The sequence below is a fragment of the Flavobacterium sp. CLA17 genome, assembly GCF_013112255.2.
Lineage (GTDB): Bacteria > Bacteroidota > Bacteroidia > Flavobacteriales > Flavobacteriaceae > Flavobacterium > Flavobacterium circumlabens.
Genome location: NZ_CP068294.1, coordinates 4,777,877 through 4,796,030, shown reverse-complemented (window position 1 = coordinate 4,796,030; position 18,154 = coordinate 4,777,877). Strand labels below are relative to the sequence as shown.

The window sequence follows — 18,154 nt, the reverse complement described above, 5'->3', positions numbered from 1 at the left end:
AATTTTAGAGTTCAGGTTTAAGATTTGTCGGGAAAAGGTTTCTTTTTTTTTCAATGTTTGTTCTTATTCTGTGCTTCTAAAGTGAAGATGTAATTTAGGTTATGGGATTTTAAGTGTTAAAAAAAGCACATTTCCGGAGTATAAACCTTTAAAGGTTATACCTATATATATTATCGACAGCTTTACAGATAAATCTGTAATTTTTAGAAACATATTATCAAAATACTTCAAAAATGCATAAGCAAGGTTGATATTTAAAAAAAATAGATACTTTTGTTGCAGAAATATAGAACAATGGCAAAGAATTTAGTAATAGTGGAATCACCTGCAAAGGCGAAAACGATAGAGAAGTTTCTAGGAAGTGATTTTCAGGTTGAGTCAAGTTATGGACACATAGCCGATTTACCGTCAAAAGAAATAGGAGTAGATGTAGAGAATGGATTTAAACCTAAATATGAAGTTTCTCCGGATAAAAAAGCCCTGGTAAGTAAACTGAAAGCACTATCTAAAAATGCCGAAATGGTTTGGCTGGCAAGTGATGAGGACCGCGAGGGGGAAGCTATTTCATGGCATCTTGCGGAAGAATTAAAACTGGATACTAAAAAAACCAAAAGAATTGTTTTTCACGAAATCACGAAAAGTGCCATTCTTAAAGCAATCGAAAATCCAAGAGAAATCGATTATAATTTGGTAAATGCCCAACAGGCGCGTCGTGTTTTAGACCGTTTAGTGGGTTATGAATTATCACCTGTTTTATGGAGAAAGATTAAAGGCGGTTTGTCTGCTGGCCGTGTGCAATCTGTTTCTGTTCGTTTAATTGTGGAAAGAGAACGTGAAATTCAGAATTTTAATGCAGTTGCGAGTTATTCCGTTGTGGCAGAATTTGTTAATGAAGCCGGAAAAGCATTCAAAGCCAAATTACCAAAAAACTTTACGACTAAAAAAGAGGCCGAAGATTTCTTAACACAAAATATCGGTTCTATATATAAGGTAGCGGATTTAGAAACCAAGCCTACCAAAAAATCTCCAACAGCACCTTTTACTACGTCGACTTTGCAACAGGAAGCGGCCAGAAAATTGTATTTGCCCGTTGGAATCACGATGCAGTTAGCACAACGTTTATATGAAGCCGGACTTATCACTTATATGAGAACGGATAGTGTAAACCTTTCTAAAGATGCTATGGATGCTGCAGAAGCTGAAATTATAAAATCATACGGAAAAGAATTCTCTAAGCCCCGAACTTTTGCTACTAAAAGTAAAGGGGCACAAGAGGCTCACGAAGCAATTCGTCCGACAGACATGTCTCGTCACACTGTAAATATTGATCGTGATCAGGCACGTTTGTACGATTTGATCTGGAAAAGAACACTGGCATCTCAAATGAGTGATGCACAACTGGAAAGAACAAACGTAAAAATTGAAGCTAATAATCACGGTGAAATCTTTACAGCTTCCGGAGAAGTTTTACTTTTTGAAGGTTTCTTAAAAGTATACTTAGAAGGACATGATGATGATGAGGAAGAGCAGGAAGGTATGCTTCCGGCCTTAAAAGTAAATGAAAAATTAGCCAATAATTATATTACGGCTACCGAAAGATATTCAAGACCACCGGCACGTTATACAGAAGCTTCGCTGGTAAAAAAGTTAGAAGAATTAGGAATTGGCCGTCCGTCTACGTATGCACCAACTATTTCGACTATCATCAACAGAAATTATGTTGAAAAAGGAACTCTTGAAGGTCAGGAACGTAACTATACGCAACTTACTTTGCAAAATAGTAAAGTTGGAGAAAAGCTGTTAAAAGAAAATACAGGTTCTGATAAAGGAAAATTGGTTCCAACGGATATCGGTACTATCGTTACAGATTTCCTTGTTAAGAATTTCGGAAACATCCTTGATTATAATTTTACGGCAAAAGTAGAACAGGATTTTGATGAAATTGCGGAAGGAAATATTGACTGGGCAACCATGATGCAGGAATTCTACGATAAATTCCACCCGAATGTAAAAGAAGTTGAGGCTAATGCGGAACGCGAAAGCGGTGAAAGAATTTTAGGGAAGGATGCTGACGGAAGACAGGTTTCTGTTCGTTTAGGAAAATTCGGGCCAATGGCTCAAATTGGAGAAGCAGATGATGAAGATAAAAAATTCGCCAGCTTAATGTCGGATCAGAATATTGGAAACATCACCTTAGAAGATGCACTTAATTTGTTTTTATTGCCGAAGAGCTTAGGGGAATATAAAGGAGAGGACGTAGAGGTAAGTAATGGTCGTTACGGCCCTTATATACGTCACGGAAGTGCTTTTATTTCTTTGCCAAAAGGAGAAGATCCTTTGGGTGTCTCTAAAGAAAGAGCGCAGGAACTGATTGACGAAAAAGCGCTTGCAGATGCGCCAATCGCTGTTTATAAAGGAGAGGGAGTTCAGAAAGGTGTGGGGCGTTTTGGTCCATTCATCAAATGGAACGGCCTTTTTGTAAACGTAAGTAAAAAATACAATTTTGATAATTTATCCCAATCTGATGTTGAAGAACTGATTGAGGATAAATTGCAGAAAAATATAGATAAAGTACTCCATAATTGGGAGGATGAAGGGATTTTGGTTGAAAAAGCACGTTGGGGCCGCTCGGTGATTACAAAAGGTAAAATCAAAATTGAACTGAGTAAAGATGTTGATGCTACAAAGCTGACATTGGAAGAAGTTCAGGAAATGATCGCCAAAAAAACACCGGCTAAGAAAACACCAGCGAAAAAAGCAACAACAACTAAAAAAGCCCCAGCTAAAAAAACAGCTGCTAAAAAGAAATAAAAAATGGAATTTGATTTTCTAGAACCAGTTAATGATGGAATTTTAAAATTCATTAGTTTGTTGTCTTCTCAGGAATTGGGCAGTAAAGTTGTTTTTCATACACAGGACCAGTTTCCTGATATTAGTAAAATTACGATCGCAATTGTTGGAGTTTTAGAGGATCGACGCAATACAGATGGTTTCAATGAAGTAAATCTGAATGCGGTCCGAAAGAAATTTTACGGTATGTTCCCCGGTAACTGGGATGCGTCAATTGCCGATTTGGGAGATATACTTGCAGGAGATTCAGTAGAGGATACTTATTTTGCGCTTAAGAAAGTAACAGCTGCTTTGATTAAGAATAAAGTGATTCCGATAGTTCTGGGAGGTTCACAGGATCTGACCTATGCTTTGTATCGTGCCTATGATGATTTAGAGCAGATGGTAAACATGGTTTCGGTAGATAATAAATTTGATTTTGGTAAAGAAAATGAACTGGTTTCGGCTAATTCCTATCTGACAAAAATCATAATTGACGAACCTAATAACCTGTTTAACTATTGTAATATTGGTTATCAGACCTATTACAATTCTCAGGAAGAGATTGATTTAATTGAAAAGCTGTTTTTTGATGCCTACCGTTTAGGAGAGATTTCGAATAAAATTGCACTGGCGGAACCGGTTTTCAGAGATGCCGATTTGGTTAGTATTGATTTGAATTCGGTAAAGTCTTCAGATTCAGGAAATAATGTTTCCTTTGAACCGAATGGTTTTAATGGGAAAGAGATTTGTTCTCTGGCGAGATATGCCGGTATCAGTGATAAAGTTTCCTCATTTGGAATATTTAATCATAATAGTACCGTACAGGAATCAGGTATTATTGCTCAGATCGTCTGGTATTTTATCGAGGGGTATCATTATCGTTCCAAAGAATATCCATTTGGAAGCAGAGCCAATTATTTAAAATATATTGTTCCTTTAGAAGAGGAAGAATTAATTTTTTATAAAAGTGACAAGACAGATCGTTGGTGGATAGAAATTCCTTACGAATCTAACGGCCATAATAAACTGAAAAGAAATACGTTATTACCATGTTCTTACGACGAATATTTGCTCGCTTGTAACCAAGAGCTACCGGAAAGATGGTGGAAAGCGCAGCGAAAAAATGCTTTGTAGAAGGAAATTTTAACAGAAATCAGAATTTTTCAAAATTATTAAAAAAAAGTTAAAAAATATTAGTAAGAAAAGAAGTATATATTATAAAATTTAACGTTTTACGTCGATTTTTTAAGTTAGTTTATCGACAAAATATTTTTTTTTTATTTTATTTAACATTATTTTTGAACGGTGAAATAAATTACGTGAGTAGTATTGTTTTTTAGCTAAATAATAAATACGTTTACGGACTTATAATAATGAATAGATAATCCCAAATTTATATGAAGAAGTTTATTGCATTTGCAGCAATGTTAACCCTAGTTATTGGCTGTGGAAAATCAGGTGATAAAGGTGAGTTAGTTGGTGTTACAGGAGGAAAATGGCATCCTGAAAAACCTTATGGAATGACATTGGTTCCAGGTGGATCTTTTATTATGGGTAAATCAGATGCTGATTTGGCTAATGTAGAAGATGCTCCAACTAAAACAGTAACGGTACGTTCCTTTTATATGGACGAAACTGAAATTACAAACAGCGAGTATCGTCAATTTGTGGAATGGGTAAAAGATTCTACAATGAGAGTTCGTCTGGCTATTTTAGCTGATGAGACAGGGCAAAAAGGAGCAGGTGACGCTAAAGGTAAAAAAGCAGGTAGTATTGCTGATTATGCATTTAACGATTCAGATCCTGAAAAAATGACTGCGTATGACAAATACATGTATGATAACTATTATAGTGTAGGTACTGCAGATGATCCTTATGCAGGAAGAAAATTAAACAAAAAAGTAAAGTTAATCAAAGATACTAAAGCATATCCGGATGAGTATTATACGGAAGTAATGGATTCTATGTATTTGCCAATTGAAGAATCATATAATGGTTTAAGAACAATTGATGTAAATAAATTGAAATTCCGTTATTCCTGGATGGATATTCAGGCTGCTGCAAAAGCTAAAGTTGGAAAAAGAAAAGATTTCGTTAAAACGGAGCAAGTTAGTGTTTATCCTGACACAACAGTTTGGATTAAAGATTTCGCTTACTCTTATAATGAGCCAATGCATAATGACTATTTCTGGCATAAAGCTTACGGAGAGTATCCTGTAGTTGGTGTTACCTGGAAACAGGCAAAAGCATTTTGTGCCTGGAGAACTTTAAATAAAAACAGTTATATTAAATCTAAGAAAAAAGGACGTGACTTAGTAAATGCTTTCAGATTGCCAACAGAGGCAGAATGGGAGTATGCTGCAAGAGGAGGTCTGGAATCAGCTACTTACCCTTGGGGAGGTCCTTACACTAAGAGTGACAGAGGATGTTTCCTTGCAAACTTCAAACCAAGCAGAGGAGATTATGCTGCAGATGAGGCTTTGTACACAGTTGAAGCAAAATCTTACGAGGTAAACGGTTATGGTTTGTACAACATGGCTGGTAACGTTTCAGAATGGACAGATTCAGCTTATAATCCAAATGCTTACGAATATGTTTCAACAATGAATCCAAACGTAATTGATGGAAACAATCAAAGAAAAGTAGTTCGTGGAGGATCCTGGAAAGATGTTGCTTATTTCCTTCAGGTTAGTACTCGTGATCACGAATATGCGGATTCAGCAAGAAGTTATATCGGTTTCAGAACTGTACAAGATTACATGGGAACTCAGGTAACCGGAAACAGAAAAAAGTAAATTATAATAAATTCAATAACCAAATCAAATCTATTTCAAATTAAAACCTAAAAAAAAGTATTATGGCATTATTAAGTAAAAAAGCAATGAATTTCGCTTATGGTATGGGAGCGGCAGTGGTAATCGTTGGAGCATTATTCAAAATTACGCACTTTGAACTTGGACCTCTAACAGGTACAGTTATGCTTTCAGTGGGATTATTAACTGAGGCATTAATTTTTGCTCTTTCTGCTTTTGAACCTGTTGATGAAGAGTTGGACTGGACTCTTGTGTACCCTGAATTAGCTAACGGTCAAGCCAGAACAAAAGCTGACAAAAAAGAAACCCCTTCTGATGCTCAAGGATTATTGTCTCAAAAGTTAGACGTAATGTTAAAAGAAGCTAAAATTGACGGAGAATTAATGTCAAGTTTAGGAAACAGTATTAAAAATTTCGAATCAGCTGCTAAAGGAATTGCTCCTACTGTAGATTCTATCGCTTCTACTAAAAAATACAGCGAAGAATTATCAATGGCTGCTGCTCAAATGGAATCATTAAACAGCTTGTACAAAGTACAATTGGAAAGCGCTGCAAGAAATGCTGACGCTAACAAAGAAATTGCTGATAATGCATCTAAATTAAAAGAACAAATGCAATCAATGACTGCAAACATTGCTTCTTTGAACAATGTTTACGGTGGTATGCTTTCTGCAATGAGTAACAAAGGATAATTAGTTTTTAACTATTATATTAAAATTATTAATAAGAACTAATTAGAAAAAAATGGCAGGAGGAAAATTAACCCCTAGACAGAAGATGATTAACCTAATGTATCTGGTTTTCATCGCAATGTTAGCAATGAACGTATCAAAAGAAGTAATTTCTGCTTTTGGTCTGATGAATGAAAAGTTTGAAAGTGCAAATACTTCTTCAAATGAAACAAACACTTCATTATTGACGGCATTAGATCAAAAAGCTGCTGAAGCAAAAGGAGAATTCGCTATTGCTGCAGTAACTGCTCATAAAGTTGAAACAATTTCAAAGGAATTTTATGATTACATCGCAACTTTAAAAGCACAGTCTATTAAAGGATTTGAAGTAGATAAAGAAACCGGAAAATTACCTTACGAGTCTATGGACAGAGGTGATAATATCGATGACTGGTTCACAGGCGACGGTTACACTAAAAAAGGTAACGAAATCATTTCTAAAATTGAAAAATACAAGTCAGACATTAAAGCAGCTTTAGGAACAGATAAAAAATACGCTGGTATTATCGCTGAAGTTGAGAAAAAATTTGATGTTTCTGAAGTTAAAAACAAAGAAGGTATAAAAGAAAAATACTTATCATATCATTTTAAAGGTTTCCCTGCAATTGCATCGGCTGCTAAACTTTCAGCTTGGCAGAATGACGTTAAAAAAGTTGAAGCTGATGTTTATAACAGTGCTTTAGGAAAAGCGGCTGTTGCTGCTGCATCTTACAGTAATTATCAGGCAATTGTTGTTTTAGATAAAAATGCTTATTTCCAAGGAGAAAAAGTAACTGGTAAAGTAGTTTTAGGTCGTTATGACGAAAACACAAAACCAACTTCATTCCAAGGTCCGGGGCAAATCGTAAACGGACAAGCAGTTATCTCATTAACTGCAGGTGGTGTTGGAGAGCAGGACATTAATGGTCAATTTACATTCCTTGAAGATGGAAAAAACATCCCTCTTAAATTTGCTGGAAAGTATGTTGTTGTACCAAGACCAAACTCTGCTACAATCTCTGCTGATAAAATGAATGTTGTTTACAGAGGAGTTGTTAACCCAATCTCTGTTTCATTTGCTGGTGTTGATGCTAACAAAATTGTTGCAAGTGCTCCGGGATTAGCTTCTGCTGGTAAACCAGGTAAATATAACATGAGCCCGGGTCAGGGTACTGAAGCTACTATTTCTGTAACTGGTACTTTACCAAACGGAGATAAAGTTACAGATAAGAAAACGTTCAGAATTAAAGGTATTCCTGGACCAACAGGAACAATTAGAGGTGAGATGGGTGTTGTTAAAGGACCAAAATCTAACTTAGAAATTGCTACAATTGGTGCTAAATTACTTGATTTTGACTTTGAAGTTGGTTTAGACGTTGTTGGATTTAACCTTAAAGTTACCGGACAGCCTACTGTTGTAGTTACTGGTAACAGATTAAATGCACAATGTAAACAAATACTTTCAAGAGCAGGTAAAGGAGATCAGGTTACTATTTCTGAAATTAAAACTAAACTTGTCGGAGCTGGTAGTTACTTATTACCAAGAACTGCTCCGGTAATTTACGAAATACAATAATAAAGTAGGTAAAACTACGTTCAATATCTTATAATGATATCATGATGAAAGTAAGAAATTTTTTAATAGCTATTGTTTCTATCGCCGGAGGTTTTGCTTCTAATGCGCAATCGAATTTGCTTAATGCAAAAACACCAGAACAGATAGGACTTAAAACTCCTGCACAGCTTATCTCAGATAATGATAAACCTTTGGCTTATGGTTATGTGGATGATAGAGATGTATTGATGGGAAAAACTACTTGGGAGATCATTGATTTGAATGAAAAAATCAATTTTCCATTGTACTTTCCAGTAGACACAGCTAATATTGGTTCTGACAGACGTTCTCTTTATGATGTTTTGACGAAAGCTATGAAAAATGGCAAAATAACTGAAGTTTATTCTGATAGTTATTTCAATACTAAAAAATCTTTGAAAGACATCCAGGGATCATTATCACGTATCGATACAACAGATGCAGGTAGAGAATTAATTAACCAATACCCGGACGACTACAAAACTCACGTTGTGAAGAAAAAAGTGGTTACCGGTACTGGTAAAAAGAAAGTCGTAACTTATGTTGATGAAACTGTAGGTGCTACCAGAACTGTTCCTGCTGAATATATCTTGAAACAAGATCTTACTTCTGCAGACGTTACACAATACAAAATAAAAGGATATTGGTATTTTGACAAACGTCAAAGTGAATTGAAATATCGTTTACTTGGAATTTGTCCTGTAACTCCGGATGTTTATACAATGAACAGTGATGAAAAGGATTATATTGAGTTGTTCTGGATTTTCTATCCAAACTCAAGAGAAGCTTTGCACGAAGCAAAAGCTTTTAATGACAACAATTCAGCTCTTCCAATTTCATTCGATCAGATTTTGAACTCAAGACGTTTTAATGCTGTTGTCTACAAAGAAGAAAACTTGTACGGAGATCGTGAGATCAAAGAATACATGAAAGATAACGCGCAGAACCAGTTGTTAGAATCAGAAAGAGTAAAAGAGAAGATTCGTAACTTCGAGCAGGATATGTGGAACTACTAAGTTTCTAAATTTACATTATAACAAAAACTCTTACTACCTTTGTAGTAAGAGTTTTTTTATTTTACCTATTACTATGATTGATTATCTCATTATCGGATCCGGATTGGCCGGGATTTCTTTTGCAGAAGTTGCTCTTAAAAACAATAAAACTATTTTAGTTGTTGATAATAAATCTCAAAATTCATCGAGAGTAGCGGGAGGTTTGTATAATCCTGTTATTTTAAAACGCTTTAGTGAAGTCTGGAAAGCACAGGAACAATTGGTGTTAATGAATGATTTTTACAATCAGATTGAAGATAAATTGCAGACGAAGTTTAATTTTAAATTGCCGATTTTAAGAAAGTTCTTCTCTGTTGAGGAACAGAATAATTGGTTTGCTGCTTCAGACAAGAAAAATCTGGCGCCCTTTTTATCTACCAAACTCATTACCAAAAAATACAATAGTATTGATTCTCCTTATGATTATGGAGAAGTGCTGCATACCGGATATGTCGACACTGCTTTGTTGTTAGATAAGTATACAGCATATTTAAAAGAAAATGAACTATTGTTAGAAAAGTCTTTCGATAGTACGTTGATAGAATTTTTTGATTACGGAATTCAATATAAAAATACTCAGGCGCGTCACATTATTTTTGCCGAAGGTTTTGGCCTGCATAAAAACCCGTTTTTCAATTATTTGCCATTAGATGGTACAAAAGGAGAGCTATTTATAATAAAAGCTCCGGAGTTAGACCTGGATCTTATTGTCAATACAAGCGTCTTTATATTACCACTGGGTAATGATCTGTTTAAAGTGGGGGCTACCTACAATTGGCAGGATAAAACAGCTGTGCCTACTGAGGAAGGAAAGCAGGAGTTAACTGATCGAATTAAAGAAATTATCACTTGCGATTTCGAAATCGTAAAGCATTTTGGCGGAGTTCGCCCCACTGTTAAAGACAGAAGGCCTTTAATTGGAACACATCACGAGCGTAAATCACTTCATATTCTTAATGGATTAGGAACCCGCGGTGTAATGTTGGGACCTGCAATGGCGAAAGCCCTTTTTGATAAGATTGAAAACGAAATTCCTTTAGATCTTGAAATCGACATTCAGCGATTTCATAAAAGATATTTAAAGACCCTTATTTCTGACCGGCCGTAGGATCATATGAAACGAACATATTAATATATAAATTTCTGGAGAGCCTTAATACAAATGGAAACAGTGCAATCAGACTTATTACTATTATTAAAAAAGATTTTTCGATTGTAGTTTTAAAAAAGACAAATGAAATAATAAAAGCTGCGATTCCGACAGCTACATTTAATCCATAACTCACATACATTGCTCCGTAAAAGAAGGAAGGTTCAATCTGATATTTTAATCCACAATGGCTGCAATTTTCGTTCATTTTGAGAACTTTAGTCAAATGAAGCGGATTTTTGTCTGAATACATACTTTCATTTTGACATTTTGGACAACTTCCTGTTAAAATACTATTTAGTTTGGATCCTTTTTTTAACATTTGCAAAAAATTAAATTACCCATTGAGTTGGGAGTGTAAATTTACACAATCAATTAGTTATAAAATAACAATACATGCTTAATATACATAATTTATCGGTTTCTTTTGGGGGTACATATTTATTCGAAGAAGTTACTTTTCGTTTAGGTGCGGGAGACCGTGTTGGACTTGTCGGGAAAAATGGTGCCGGAAAATCTACCATGCTTAAAATCCTTGCGGGTGATTTTAAACCGGACTCCGGACAGATTGCTACCGAAAAAGAAGTCAGAATGGGATTCTTGCGTCAGGATATTGATTTTGAACAGGGAAGAACCGTTTTGGAGGAAGCTTATGAAGCCTTTACTGATATTAAAATTGTTGAAAAAAAATTAGCACATATCAATCATCAATTGGTTACCAGAACCGATTATGAAAGTGAAGAATACAGTCAGATCATTGAAGACCTTTCTGATTATACCCATCGTTTTGAACTTTTAGGAGGTTATAATTATGTAGGTGATACCGAGAAAATTCTTTTAGGATTAGGTTTTAAAAGAGAAGTGTTCAATAATCAAACCGAGACCTTTTCTGGTGGCTGGAGAATGCGTATCGAATTGGCGAAACTATTATTACAGGCAAATGATGTATTGCTTCTGGATGAACCTACGAATCACTTAGATATTGAGAGTATCATTTGGTTAGAGAGTTTTCTTCGTAATTATCCCGGAGTTGTGGTAATTGTATCGCACGATAAAATGTTTTTAGATAACGTAACCAATCGTACTATCGAAATTTCATTAGGAAAAGCATACGATTTTAATAAACCGTATTCCCAGTATTTGGAATTGCGTCATGAAATTCGCGAAAAGCAATTAGCAACGCAGAAAAATCAGGCCAAAAAGATTGAGGAAACAGAGAAATTAATCGAGAAATTCCGTGCGAAAGCTTCTAAAGCTTCGATGGCACAATCGTTAATTAAAAAATTAGATAAAGTAGAAAGAATTGAAGTTGATGAAGACGATAATTCGGTTATGAATATTTCTTTTCCAGTTTCAAAAGAGCCGGGAAGAGTGGTAGTTGAAGCTGAACATGTAACGAAAGCGTATGGCGATAAAGTTATTTTAAAGGATATTGATTTATTGGTAGAACGCGGAAGCAAAATTGCTTTTGTGGGACAAAATGGTCAGGGAAAATCAACCTTCATTAAAGCGATTGTAAACGAGTTTGAATACCAGGGAAATATCAAATTAGGACACAATGTTCAGTTAGGGTATTTTGCCCAAAATCAGGCGGAATATCTCGATGGCGAAATTACGCTGCTTCAGACGATGGAAGATGCAGCAATGGATACCAATCGTTCAAAGGTTCGTGATATGCTTGGATCGTTTTTATTCCGCGGTGATGATGTAGAGAAAAAAGTAAAAGTACTTTCCGGAGGCGAACGTAACCGTTTGGCACTTTGTAAATTATTGCTGCAGCCGATCAATGTTTTACTGATGGATGAGCCTACGAATCACCTGGATATTAAATCTAAGAACGTTTTAAAGGCTGCTCTTCAAAAATTTGGCGGAACTTTACTATTGGTGTCGCACGACAGAGATTTCCTTCAGGGAATGTCTAATATCGTTTATGAATTCAAAGATCAGAAAATCAAAGAATATTTAGGGGATATTAATTATTTCCTGGAACAGCGCAATATGGAAAACATGCGTGAAGTCGAGAAAAAAGATGTTGCCAAAGCTGCTGCTCCAAAAGAAAGCAATAAAGTTTCTTACGAAGACCAGAAAAAAGGCAAAGCACTTCAGAACAAATTAAGTAAAATTGAAAGTCAGATCAAGCAATTAGAAAGAGACATTCAGCATGACGATAAGATGCTGGCTTCCAATTATGACAAACATATCGAAGACGCATCATTCTTTACCGCTTACAATAAGAAAAAAGCAGATCTTGAACAGTTTTTATTGGATTGGGAGATCGTTCAGGAGGAAATAGATAACGCTAATTTGTAAAAAAGTTGTCAGTCGCAGTCTCACTTTTTACTTTTTGAAAATAACATTCATCATATACCTTTGCCAAAGTTTTGGACTTTCGCAAAGGTTTTTTTTTTAGTCTTAAATTGCTACATTTTACAGTTTACATCCCATATTTTACATTTTACAAAAAATCAAACTACTTAATAATTCCAATCGATTTGGAGTGCATGATGGCTTCGCTGCTGTCTTTAAAGTAACAAACAGCAATATTCAGGGATTCCATGTTTTTCAAAATAGTTTTAGTCTTTTTCTTTTGACTTTTACCGGTTTGCCTGATGTAAACGGCCGTTACGGTAAGCGGAAATATTTTGCAAATCCTTTCGTAGAGAACGGGGTCGTGCTGGGAGTCATCTCCCAATAAAACATATTTAAGATTGGGATAAAATTCTAAAACATGCTTTATTTTGTCAAACTTATGATCGTGATTTCCTCTTCCGCTCATAAAAAAATCAGTAATGCCTCTCTTAATGTCTTTCAATAAAATTACCGCTCTCGGTAATTGGTGAATTTTGGTGAATTTTATAATGAAATTGTACAAATTCCATTCGCTGCTTGAGATATAAAAAAAAGCATTTTCTTCTTCCTTATTATTTCTTCCGGCAGAACTCAGGGCCTGATAATGCGGAACAACATCTTTAAAAACTTTTCTGTCGTTGACGTTTTTAAACAAAAGAATATATATTTTTTTGAAGAAATTATGCGTGTGAGAAATCAGAAAAGTATCATCAATGTCAGAGATAATGCCGAGATTTCCTTTGTGAGGCCTGATAAAACTTCCTTTTGAAATAATCACCTCAGAATTGTATTTGAGACTGACTTCATATTCCATCCATCCAAAATTAAATTCTTCTTCAAGCGGAATACAAAATTTAAAATAACCATCGTCTAATGTCTTGCTATGGATTTCCTGATTGCCGTATTTGAGATAAATATCAAAATTCTGAATGGTTTTTATTCGAAACTGATTAATTACGGAAGTAGCATTTTTAAAGTTTTTCTTCTGAAAATCATAATCATACATTCTTTTAAAAACATGACCCATCACAATTAATTCTTGTTCATTAGCATAACCGCGATATAATTGTAGGATTGGTTTCATTAATTGTGTATTTTTATATATGTTGTAAATTAATTATTTTAATCGGTTTTAAAAATTAAATTTTGAAAAAGAATATCATTTTTGTTGTAAATCCTATTTCCGGAGACCTGGATAAATCTGATTTAATAGATGCTGTGCATGAGTTTTCGATTACCCATAATTTCAATCTGGTTGTTCATGAGACAACCGGCGAGCAGGATATAAAAGCAATTCATCGACTTTACGACGAGTTTGATCCGGAAAGAATCATTGTAGCCGGCGGGGATGGCACTATAAAAATGGTCGCCGAAGCGATGGAGCAGCATGATGTTGTTATTGGTATTCTGCCGGCTGGCTCTGCCAACGGGCTGTCTGTAGATTTAAATTTACCCGGTACCATAGAAGAGAACCTGAAAATTGCATTTTTAAATTCTTATATAGAAATGGATATGATTTGCATTAACGGCAAAAAAAGTATTCACCTGAGTGACATTGGTATTAATGCCGATCTGGTTAAAAATTATGAAGAAAGTGATCTGAGAGGATTTTGGGGTTATGCCCTGCAGGCCTATACGACGTTGGTAGATTCTAATGAGCCTTTTGTAGCAACGATCACGGCAAATAAAGAAACCATTCAACATACGGCAAGAATGATCGTAATTGCGAACTCGCAGAAATACGGAACCGGAGTTACAATCAATCCGAATGGAGCTGTAAACGATGGAAAATTTGAATTGGTAATTTTAAAAAGCCTGGATTTATTATTACTTGGGAAAATCATTACCGGAAATATGCCAATTGATTCGGATGATATTGTGATTATCTCCACTGATAAAGCGACTATTGAAACCGATTATGCAGTTAACTTTCAGATTGACGGTGAGTATTGCGGGGCGCAGCGCCTTTTGGAAATTCATATTCTGCACAAGCAAATGAAGATTGCGGTTCCTTGATTGGAGTTTGTACTCTAAGTTTGCAGTGACAGTTTACAGTCTCAGTTTACAACTAACTATCGGTCAAAGTTGTTCTTTGAATGGGTTTCGCTCTTTCCAGTCGGTTTTGGGTTCCAGATAATTAAACAGTGTGGCAATGTTGTGATTAATCAACGCGTTGCTGTGCGTAATTAATCCGTACATTTTTTGTGGTTTTGCGCCTACTGAACTTTTGATTTCCAGGGCCGTTCGTGCAAAAACTATTTCAGAAAATCCCTGATTGATCGAATAAGCAATCATGTCGTACAGCATATTGAGGTATAACATTTTATCGCGCTGAATAGTTTCATCATAACCTAAAAAATAAGTATCCATTACGGTTCCGTTTTTGATGAGCGTATTGAAACCAATAAGTTTTTCATCCAGAAAATAGCCATAAAACAGGAAATCTTCTTTCATTACTTCCTTAAAAAAACTAAAGTGATTCCGCGCCAGAAAAAAAGTATTAAAAGGGGCATTTTTAGCTACATGAAAATACAAATCGTATATAACGTCTTCATACTGTTTAATTTCAGTCAAAGACATTTTTTGCTTTTTAATCCCTTCGGCTTTTTTTCGGGCACGTTTGTACTGATCCCGATATTTTTTTGACAAGGCATCAATGTAATCCTGTTCCGACTTCCAGTTTTTATTGATTTCAAAAATCATATTAGGTTGAGTCGAAAACGTATAATTGTTTTTAAATTCAGCTTGTAATGGCTCAATTTGTAAGGCAGTAAAATCTTTTATACTTGTAATGTGCACTTTCTTTCCGCTTTTTTTCAGGTCTTTCTTGAGCTGGTTAATTGCTTTGTGAAGTGTCTGAATTGCTTTAGACTGCTTTACAGACGGATCAAAAGAAAAGGCATTTTGTCCCGTCAGCATATTGTTGCCAACAAATAATACATGCGAAGCGAAATTTTTAAAAGCAAAATTACGTACAGAAGTTTTTAAACACTGATCGCGCTCTCCAAAGGAATCCAGTTTTTCTGCAAATAAAAATTGAGTTACGACGATTCCGGCCAGTTTCTCTTCATTAAAAATTCCAATAAAATGACAGATCATATTTACCGGAGAAGAGTTTTCCAGCACTTCAAGATATTCCCTGGTCAGGAAAATGTTTTCTGCAGCAAGCGAATTCCATTCTAAAGGCAGTAAGGAGACGCGATTGTAAATTTGGAAAGAATAAGTTGTACTCAAAAGTGAAGCTAATTTGTTCAAAATTAGATAATATTTGTAATACTTAAGCGGGTTTAAGTTATTATTAAGAAAAACCCGTTTGAGTTTTGTTTTCAAGCGGGTTTTATATTTAGGATATCTAAGCAAATCCGCAGATAATGCCGCCCATTAAAGTTAAGGTTACCATCCAGAATCCTGCATGGATAAAAATGTATTTCCATGATTTTCTTTCAAATAAGGCATTAATGCCAATTACCGGAAAAGCAAAAAACAGGCCTGAGATAAAACCGTGCAGGGCACCATGTTTAAAAGTACGGTATGCTGTTCCGTAATCTGCCATAAAAGCGGCGAAGGAATGTTTTGCACTTTCAACTAACGGAGGTCCGCCAACCATTCCGATCGCTCCGGACTGATGAATTGTCAGCGACATTAGGGTCATCGTAATCATTAAAGAAAAAATGTACGTGAAGCCGAAAATCTTAAGCATATTACCCGTTTTGAGCTGCTCCTGGGTAAGGTTGTTTTCTCTCATCCAGATGGTTCCGAAAACACTCGGATGATACCAGATAAATCCAACTACAAGTGTTACAAGCCCGGCAAGTAGTAATGCAATAAAGTTAAATTCCATAATATGAGGTTTTTAGGATTAGTTGTTCAAATTTAATCAAAAAAACAGAAACTTTCGCTTTTAGCTGTAAGTAGTATAAGTAATGTTAAATATTTACTTATCAACAGTTTATCGACATTCTGTGTATTATAGCTGTAAAATGTATAATTTTACCCTGAAAACAAATCCCCAAATCTGTTATGAAAAGTTTTATCACTCTTTTTTTAGCACTTGTTTTTTCTAATACTATTTTTGCTGATACTGTTTCTGATAAAGAAAAAGATGCCCTTATTAAATTGTACCATGCTACAAATGGATCACAATGGAAAATAAAATGGGATTTATCATCTTCAGTATCAACCTGGTATGGAGTGACAGCTGAAAACGGAAAAGTAGTCGGGCTTAATTTAGCCAACAATAATCTGCAGGGAGAATTACCCGGTGCATTTTATGATTTAGTGAATTTAGTTGCTGTCGATTTGCATAAAAATAATCTGAAAGGGCAGCTTTCTAATACGATTCACAACCTGAAGGAACTTGAAGTTTTTGATGTTTCGATTAATCAGTTATCCGGAACATTGCCGGTTTCTATCTGCGAATTAAAAAAACTCAAAGATTTAGCGCTTTTTGAGAATAAAATTTCAGGTGAATTGCCTCCGGAGATTGGCAAATTAGGAAGCTTAGAAACACTATCGCTGTTTGACAATAATCTGCAGGGAGAATTACCCAGTTCCTTATATAAAATCAGGACCCTGAAAGTGCTGCTTTTGAATAATAATAAGATGTCAGGAAATCTAAGTAATGAAGTGCTAAATTTTTCTGCTCTCGAAAATCTAAGTTTGTTTGATAATAGCTTTGAAGGTGAAATTCCCAAAGGGTTGGAGAAACTGCATCATTTATCGGAAATGAATCTTTCGTATAATAAATTTAAGGGAGTTGTTTCTAAAAATCTGGCACTATTAGATGCGCTGAATATGACTATGTTTGATGAAAACGGAAATCCGGTTTTATTGCAAATTAATACTGAAAAAGAAACTACAATTCTTACCCAAAATTAATCGGGCTTACGAATGAAAATTACTCTCGTTAACAAAGTTGATTAAATATATTTAGTTCATTACTGAAAACCGTACTCCGTTACGGTTTTTTTTATGTCTTTTTTTGAATGGATTCCCGTTTTATTAAAAGTTGTGCATTGAAAATCCTTTTTTAAAATAATTTTCGAACTAACTTTGTGCCGATTTAATAATTATACATCAGTCTGAATAGGAATTTGATTTTTTTTCATAACTTTATTATTCAATTCAGCAGTAGCGTGCCGAAGTGCCGAAATAATTAATTTTAACTTTTTAATCCTAAAATTATGGTAGTACAGTATAAAGGAGAACAATACGGAAAGTCTACAACGTTTACGATACGAATTATTGGAAATAACCTTTCAAAAAGCAGTTCTAATTACCAGATCGATTTACTGGTAGGGGACAAACAAATCCCTACTTTTACAACGGCAATTCACCAAAGTTTGTCCAATTGCCTGAAAGAAATCTATTTGTTTAGAAAGTATAACGGAATCAAATTTGACGCTTCTTCAGAAAAGATCGCTTCTAAACTGGTGCCTTACGATCAGGTTTTATACAACTATAATAAATACGCTTTGTTTGTGGCTTAAGGCTTTTGCATTGAAAAAAATAAAAAGAGAGACTGTTTGTAAGACAGTCTTTTTTTATGCCTGATTTTGAAGAACAGCATCAATTTTCTACTGAAAAGAAATGCCCTGTCCGGAAAAGCCCCTGATTACTTCGAATTAATACTTAAACTATGAAAAGCCAAA

15 protein-coding genes are annotated in these 18,154 nt (G+C 35.0%); 11 read left to right on the top strand and 4 right to left on the bottom strand.

Features of this window, described 5'->3' with window-relative positions; genetic code table 11:
- The first annotated feature begins 294 nt into the window (after positions 1-294).
- The 7 genes from topA to HAV12_RS19630 all read left to right on the top strand — a co-directional run bounded on the left by topA (position 295) and on the right by HAV12_RS19630 (position 10,112).
- On the top strand, positions 295-2,811 hold the full coding sequence (topA, locus tag HAV12_RS19660; protein WP_171571126.1) for a type I DNA topoisomerase: 2,517 nt from the start codon (positions 295-297) through the stop codon (positions 2,809-2,811).
- 3 nt (positions 2,812-2,814) lie between these two features.
- A complete protein-coding gene (locus HAV12_RS19655; RefSeq protein ID WP_171571125.1) occupies positions 2,815-3,966 on the top strand; it encodes a formimidoylglutamase in 1,152 nt (383 codons plus the stop codon).
- 263 nt (positions 3,967-4,229) lie between these two features.
- Positions 4,230-5,627 (top strand): gliding motility lipoprotein GldK, encoded by a 1,398-nt coding sequence (gene gldK, locus HAV12_RS19650; protein WP_171571124.1) that lies wholly within the window; start codon positions 4,230-4,232, stop codon positions 5,625-5,627.
- Between the two features lie 62 nt (positions 5,628-5,689).
- Positions 5,690-6,337, top strand: a complete 648-nt coding sequence (gene gldL, locus HAV12_RS19645) for a gliding motility protein GldL (protein ID WP_132037660.1) — start codon at positions 5,690-5,692, stop codon at positions 6,335-6,337.
- A 52-nt stretch (positions 6,338-6,389) separates the two neighbouring features.
- Entirely contained in the window at positions 6,390-7,931 is a 1,542-nt protein-coding gene (gene gldM / locus HAV12_RS19640) for a gliding motility protein GldM (RefSeq protein WP_171571123.1), read from the top strand.
- Between the two features lie 44 nt (positions 7,932-7,975).
- Entirely contained in the window at positions 7,976-8,965 is a 990-nt protein-coding gene (gene gldN / locus HAV12_RS19635) for a gliding motility protein GldN (RefSeq protein WP_171571729.1), read from the top strand.
- 73 nt (positions 8,966-9,038) lie between these two features.
- Positions 9,039-10,112 (top strand): FAD-binding oxidoreductase, encoded by a 1,074-nt coding sequence (locus HAV12_RS19630; protein ID WP_171571122.1) that lies wholly within the window; start codon positions 9,039-9,041, stop codon positions 10,110-10,112.
- On the opposite strand, the gene HAV12_RS19625 is transcribed toward HAV12_RS19630, so the two are convergent.
- Positions 10,093-10,476, bottom strand: a complete 384-nt coding sequence (locus HAV12_RS19625; RefSeq protein WP_171571121.1) for a DUF983 domain-containing protein — start codon at positions 10,474-10,476, stop codon at positions 10,093-10,095. The genes HAV12_RS19630 and HAV12_RS19625 overlap by 20 nt on opposite strands.
- A gap of 74 nt (positions 10,477-10,550) precedes the next feature.
- Between HAV12_RS19625 and HAV12_RS19620 the strand changes: the two genes are divergently transcribed.
- The gene (locus HAV12_RS19620) at positions 10,551-12,464 is read left to right on the top strand and encodes an ABC-F family ATP-binding cassette domain-containing protein (RefSeq protein ID WP_171571120.1); all 1,914 of its coding nucleotides are present in this window, start codon (positions 10,551-10,553) and stop codon (positions 12,462-12,464) included.
- 160 nt (positions 12,465-12,624) lie between these two features.
- On the opposite strand, the gene HAV12_RS19615 is transcribed toward HAV12_RS19620, so the two are convergent.
- Positions 12,625-13,587, bottom strand: a complete 963-nt coding sequence (locus tag HAV12_RS19615; protein WP_171571119.1) for an App1 family protein — start codon at positions 13,585-13,587, stop codon at positions 12,625-12,627.
- A gap of 62 nt (positions 13,588-13,649) precedes the next feature.
- On the opposite strand from HAV12_RS19615, the gene HAV12_RS19610 reads away from it, so the two are divergent.
- On the top strand, positions 13,650-14,519 hold the full coding sequence (locus tag HAV12_RS19610; RefSeq protein ID WP_171571118.1) for a diacylglycerol kinase family protein: 870 nt from the start codon (positions 13,650-13,652) through the stop codon (positions 14,517-14,519).
- A gap of 63 nt (positions 14,520-14,582) precedes the next feature.
- Here the strand turns inward: HAV12_RS19610 and HAV12_RS19605 are convergent, their stop codons facing one another.
- Together HAV12_RS19605 and HAV12_RS19600 are read right to left on the bottom strand one after the other, a co-directional pair.
- Complete coding sequence (locus HAV12_RS19605; RefSeq protein ID WP_171571117.1) at positions 14,583-15,737, bottom strand: GNAT family N-acetyltransferase; 1,155 nt, start codon at positions 15,735-15,737, stop codon at positions 14,583-14,585.
- 118 nt (positions 15,738-15,855) lie between these two features.
- A complete protein-coding gene (locus HAV12_RS19600; RefSeq protein WP_171571116.1) occupies positions 15,856-16,344 on the bottom strand; it encodes a DUF1761 domain-containing protein in 489 nt (162 codons plus the stop codon).
- 179 nt (positions 16,345-16,523) lie between these two features.
- Here HAV12_RS19600 and HAV12_RS19595 point away from each other — a divergent pair, with 179 nt between their 5' ends.
- Both HAV12_RS19595 and HAV12_RS19590 read left to right on the top strand, forming a co-directional pair.
- Entirely contained in the window at positions 16,524-17,381 is an 858-nt protein-coding gene (locus tag HAV12_RS19595) for a Two component regulator three Y domain protein (RefSeq protein ID WP_171571115.1), read from the top strand.
- Between the two features lie 305 nt (positions 17,382-17,686).
- Positions 17,687-17,992, top strand: a complete 306-nt coding sequence (locus HAV12_RS19590; protein WP_132037651.1) for a hypothetical protein — start codon at positions 17,687-17,689, stop codon at positions 17,990-17,992.
- Positions 17,993-18,154 lie beyond the last annotated feature (162 nt).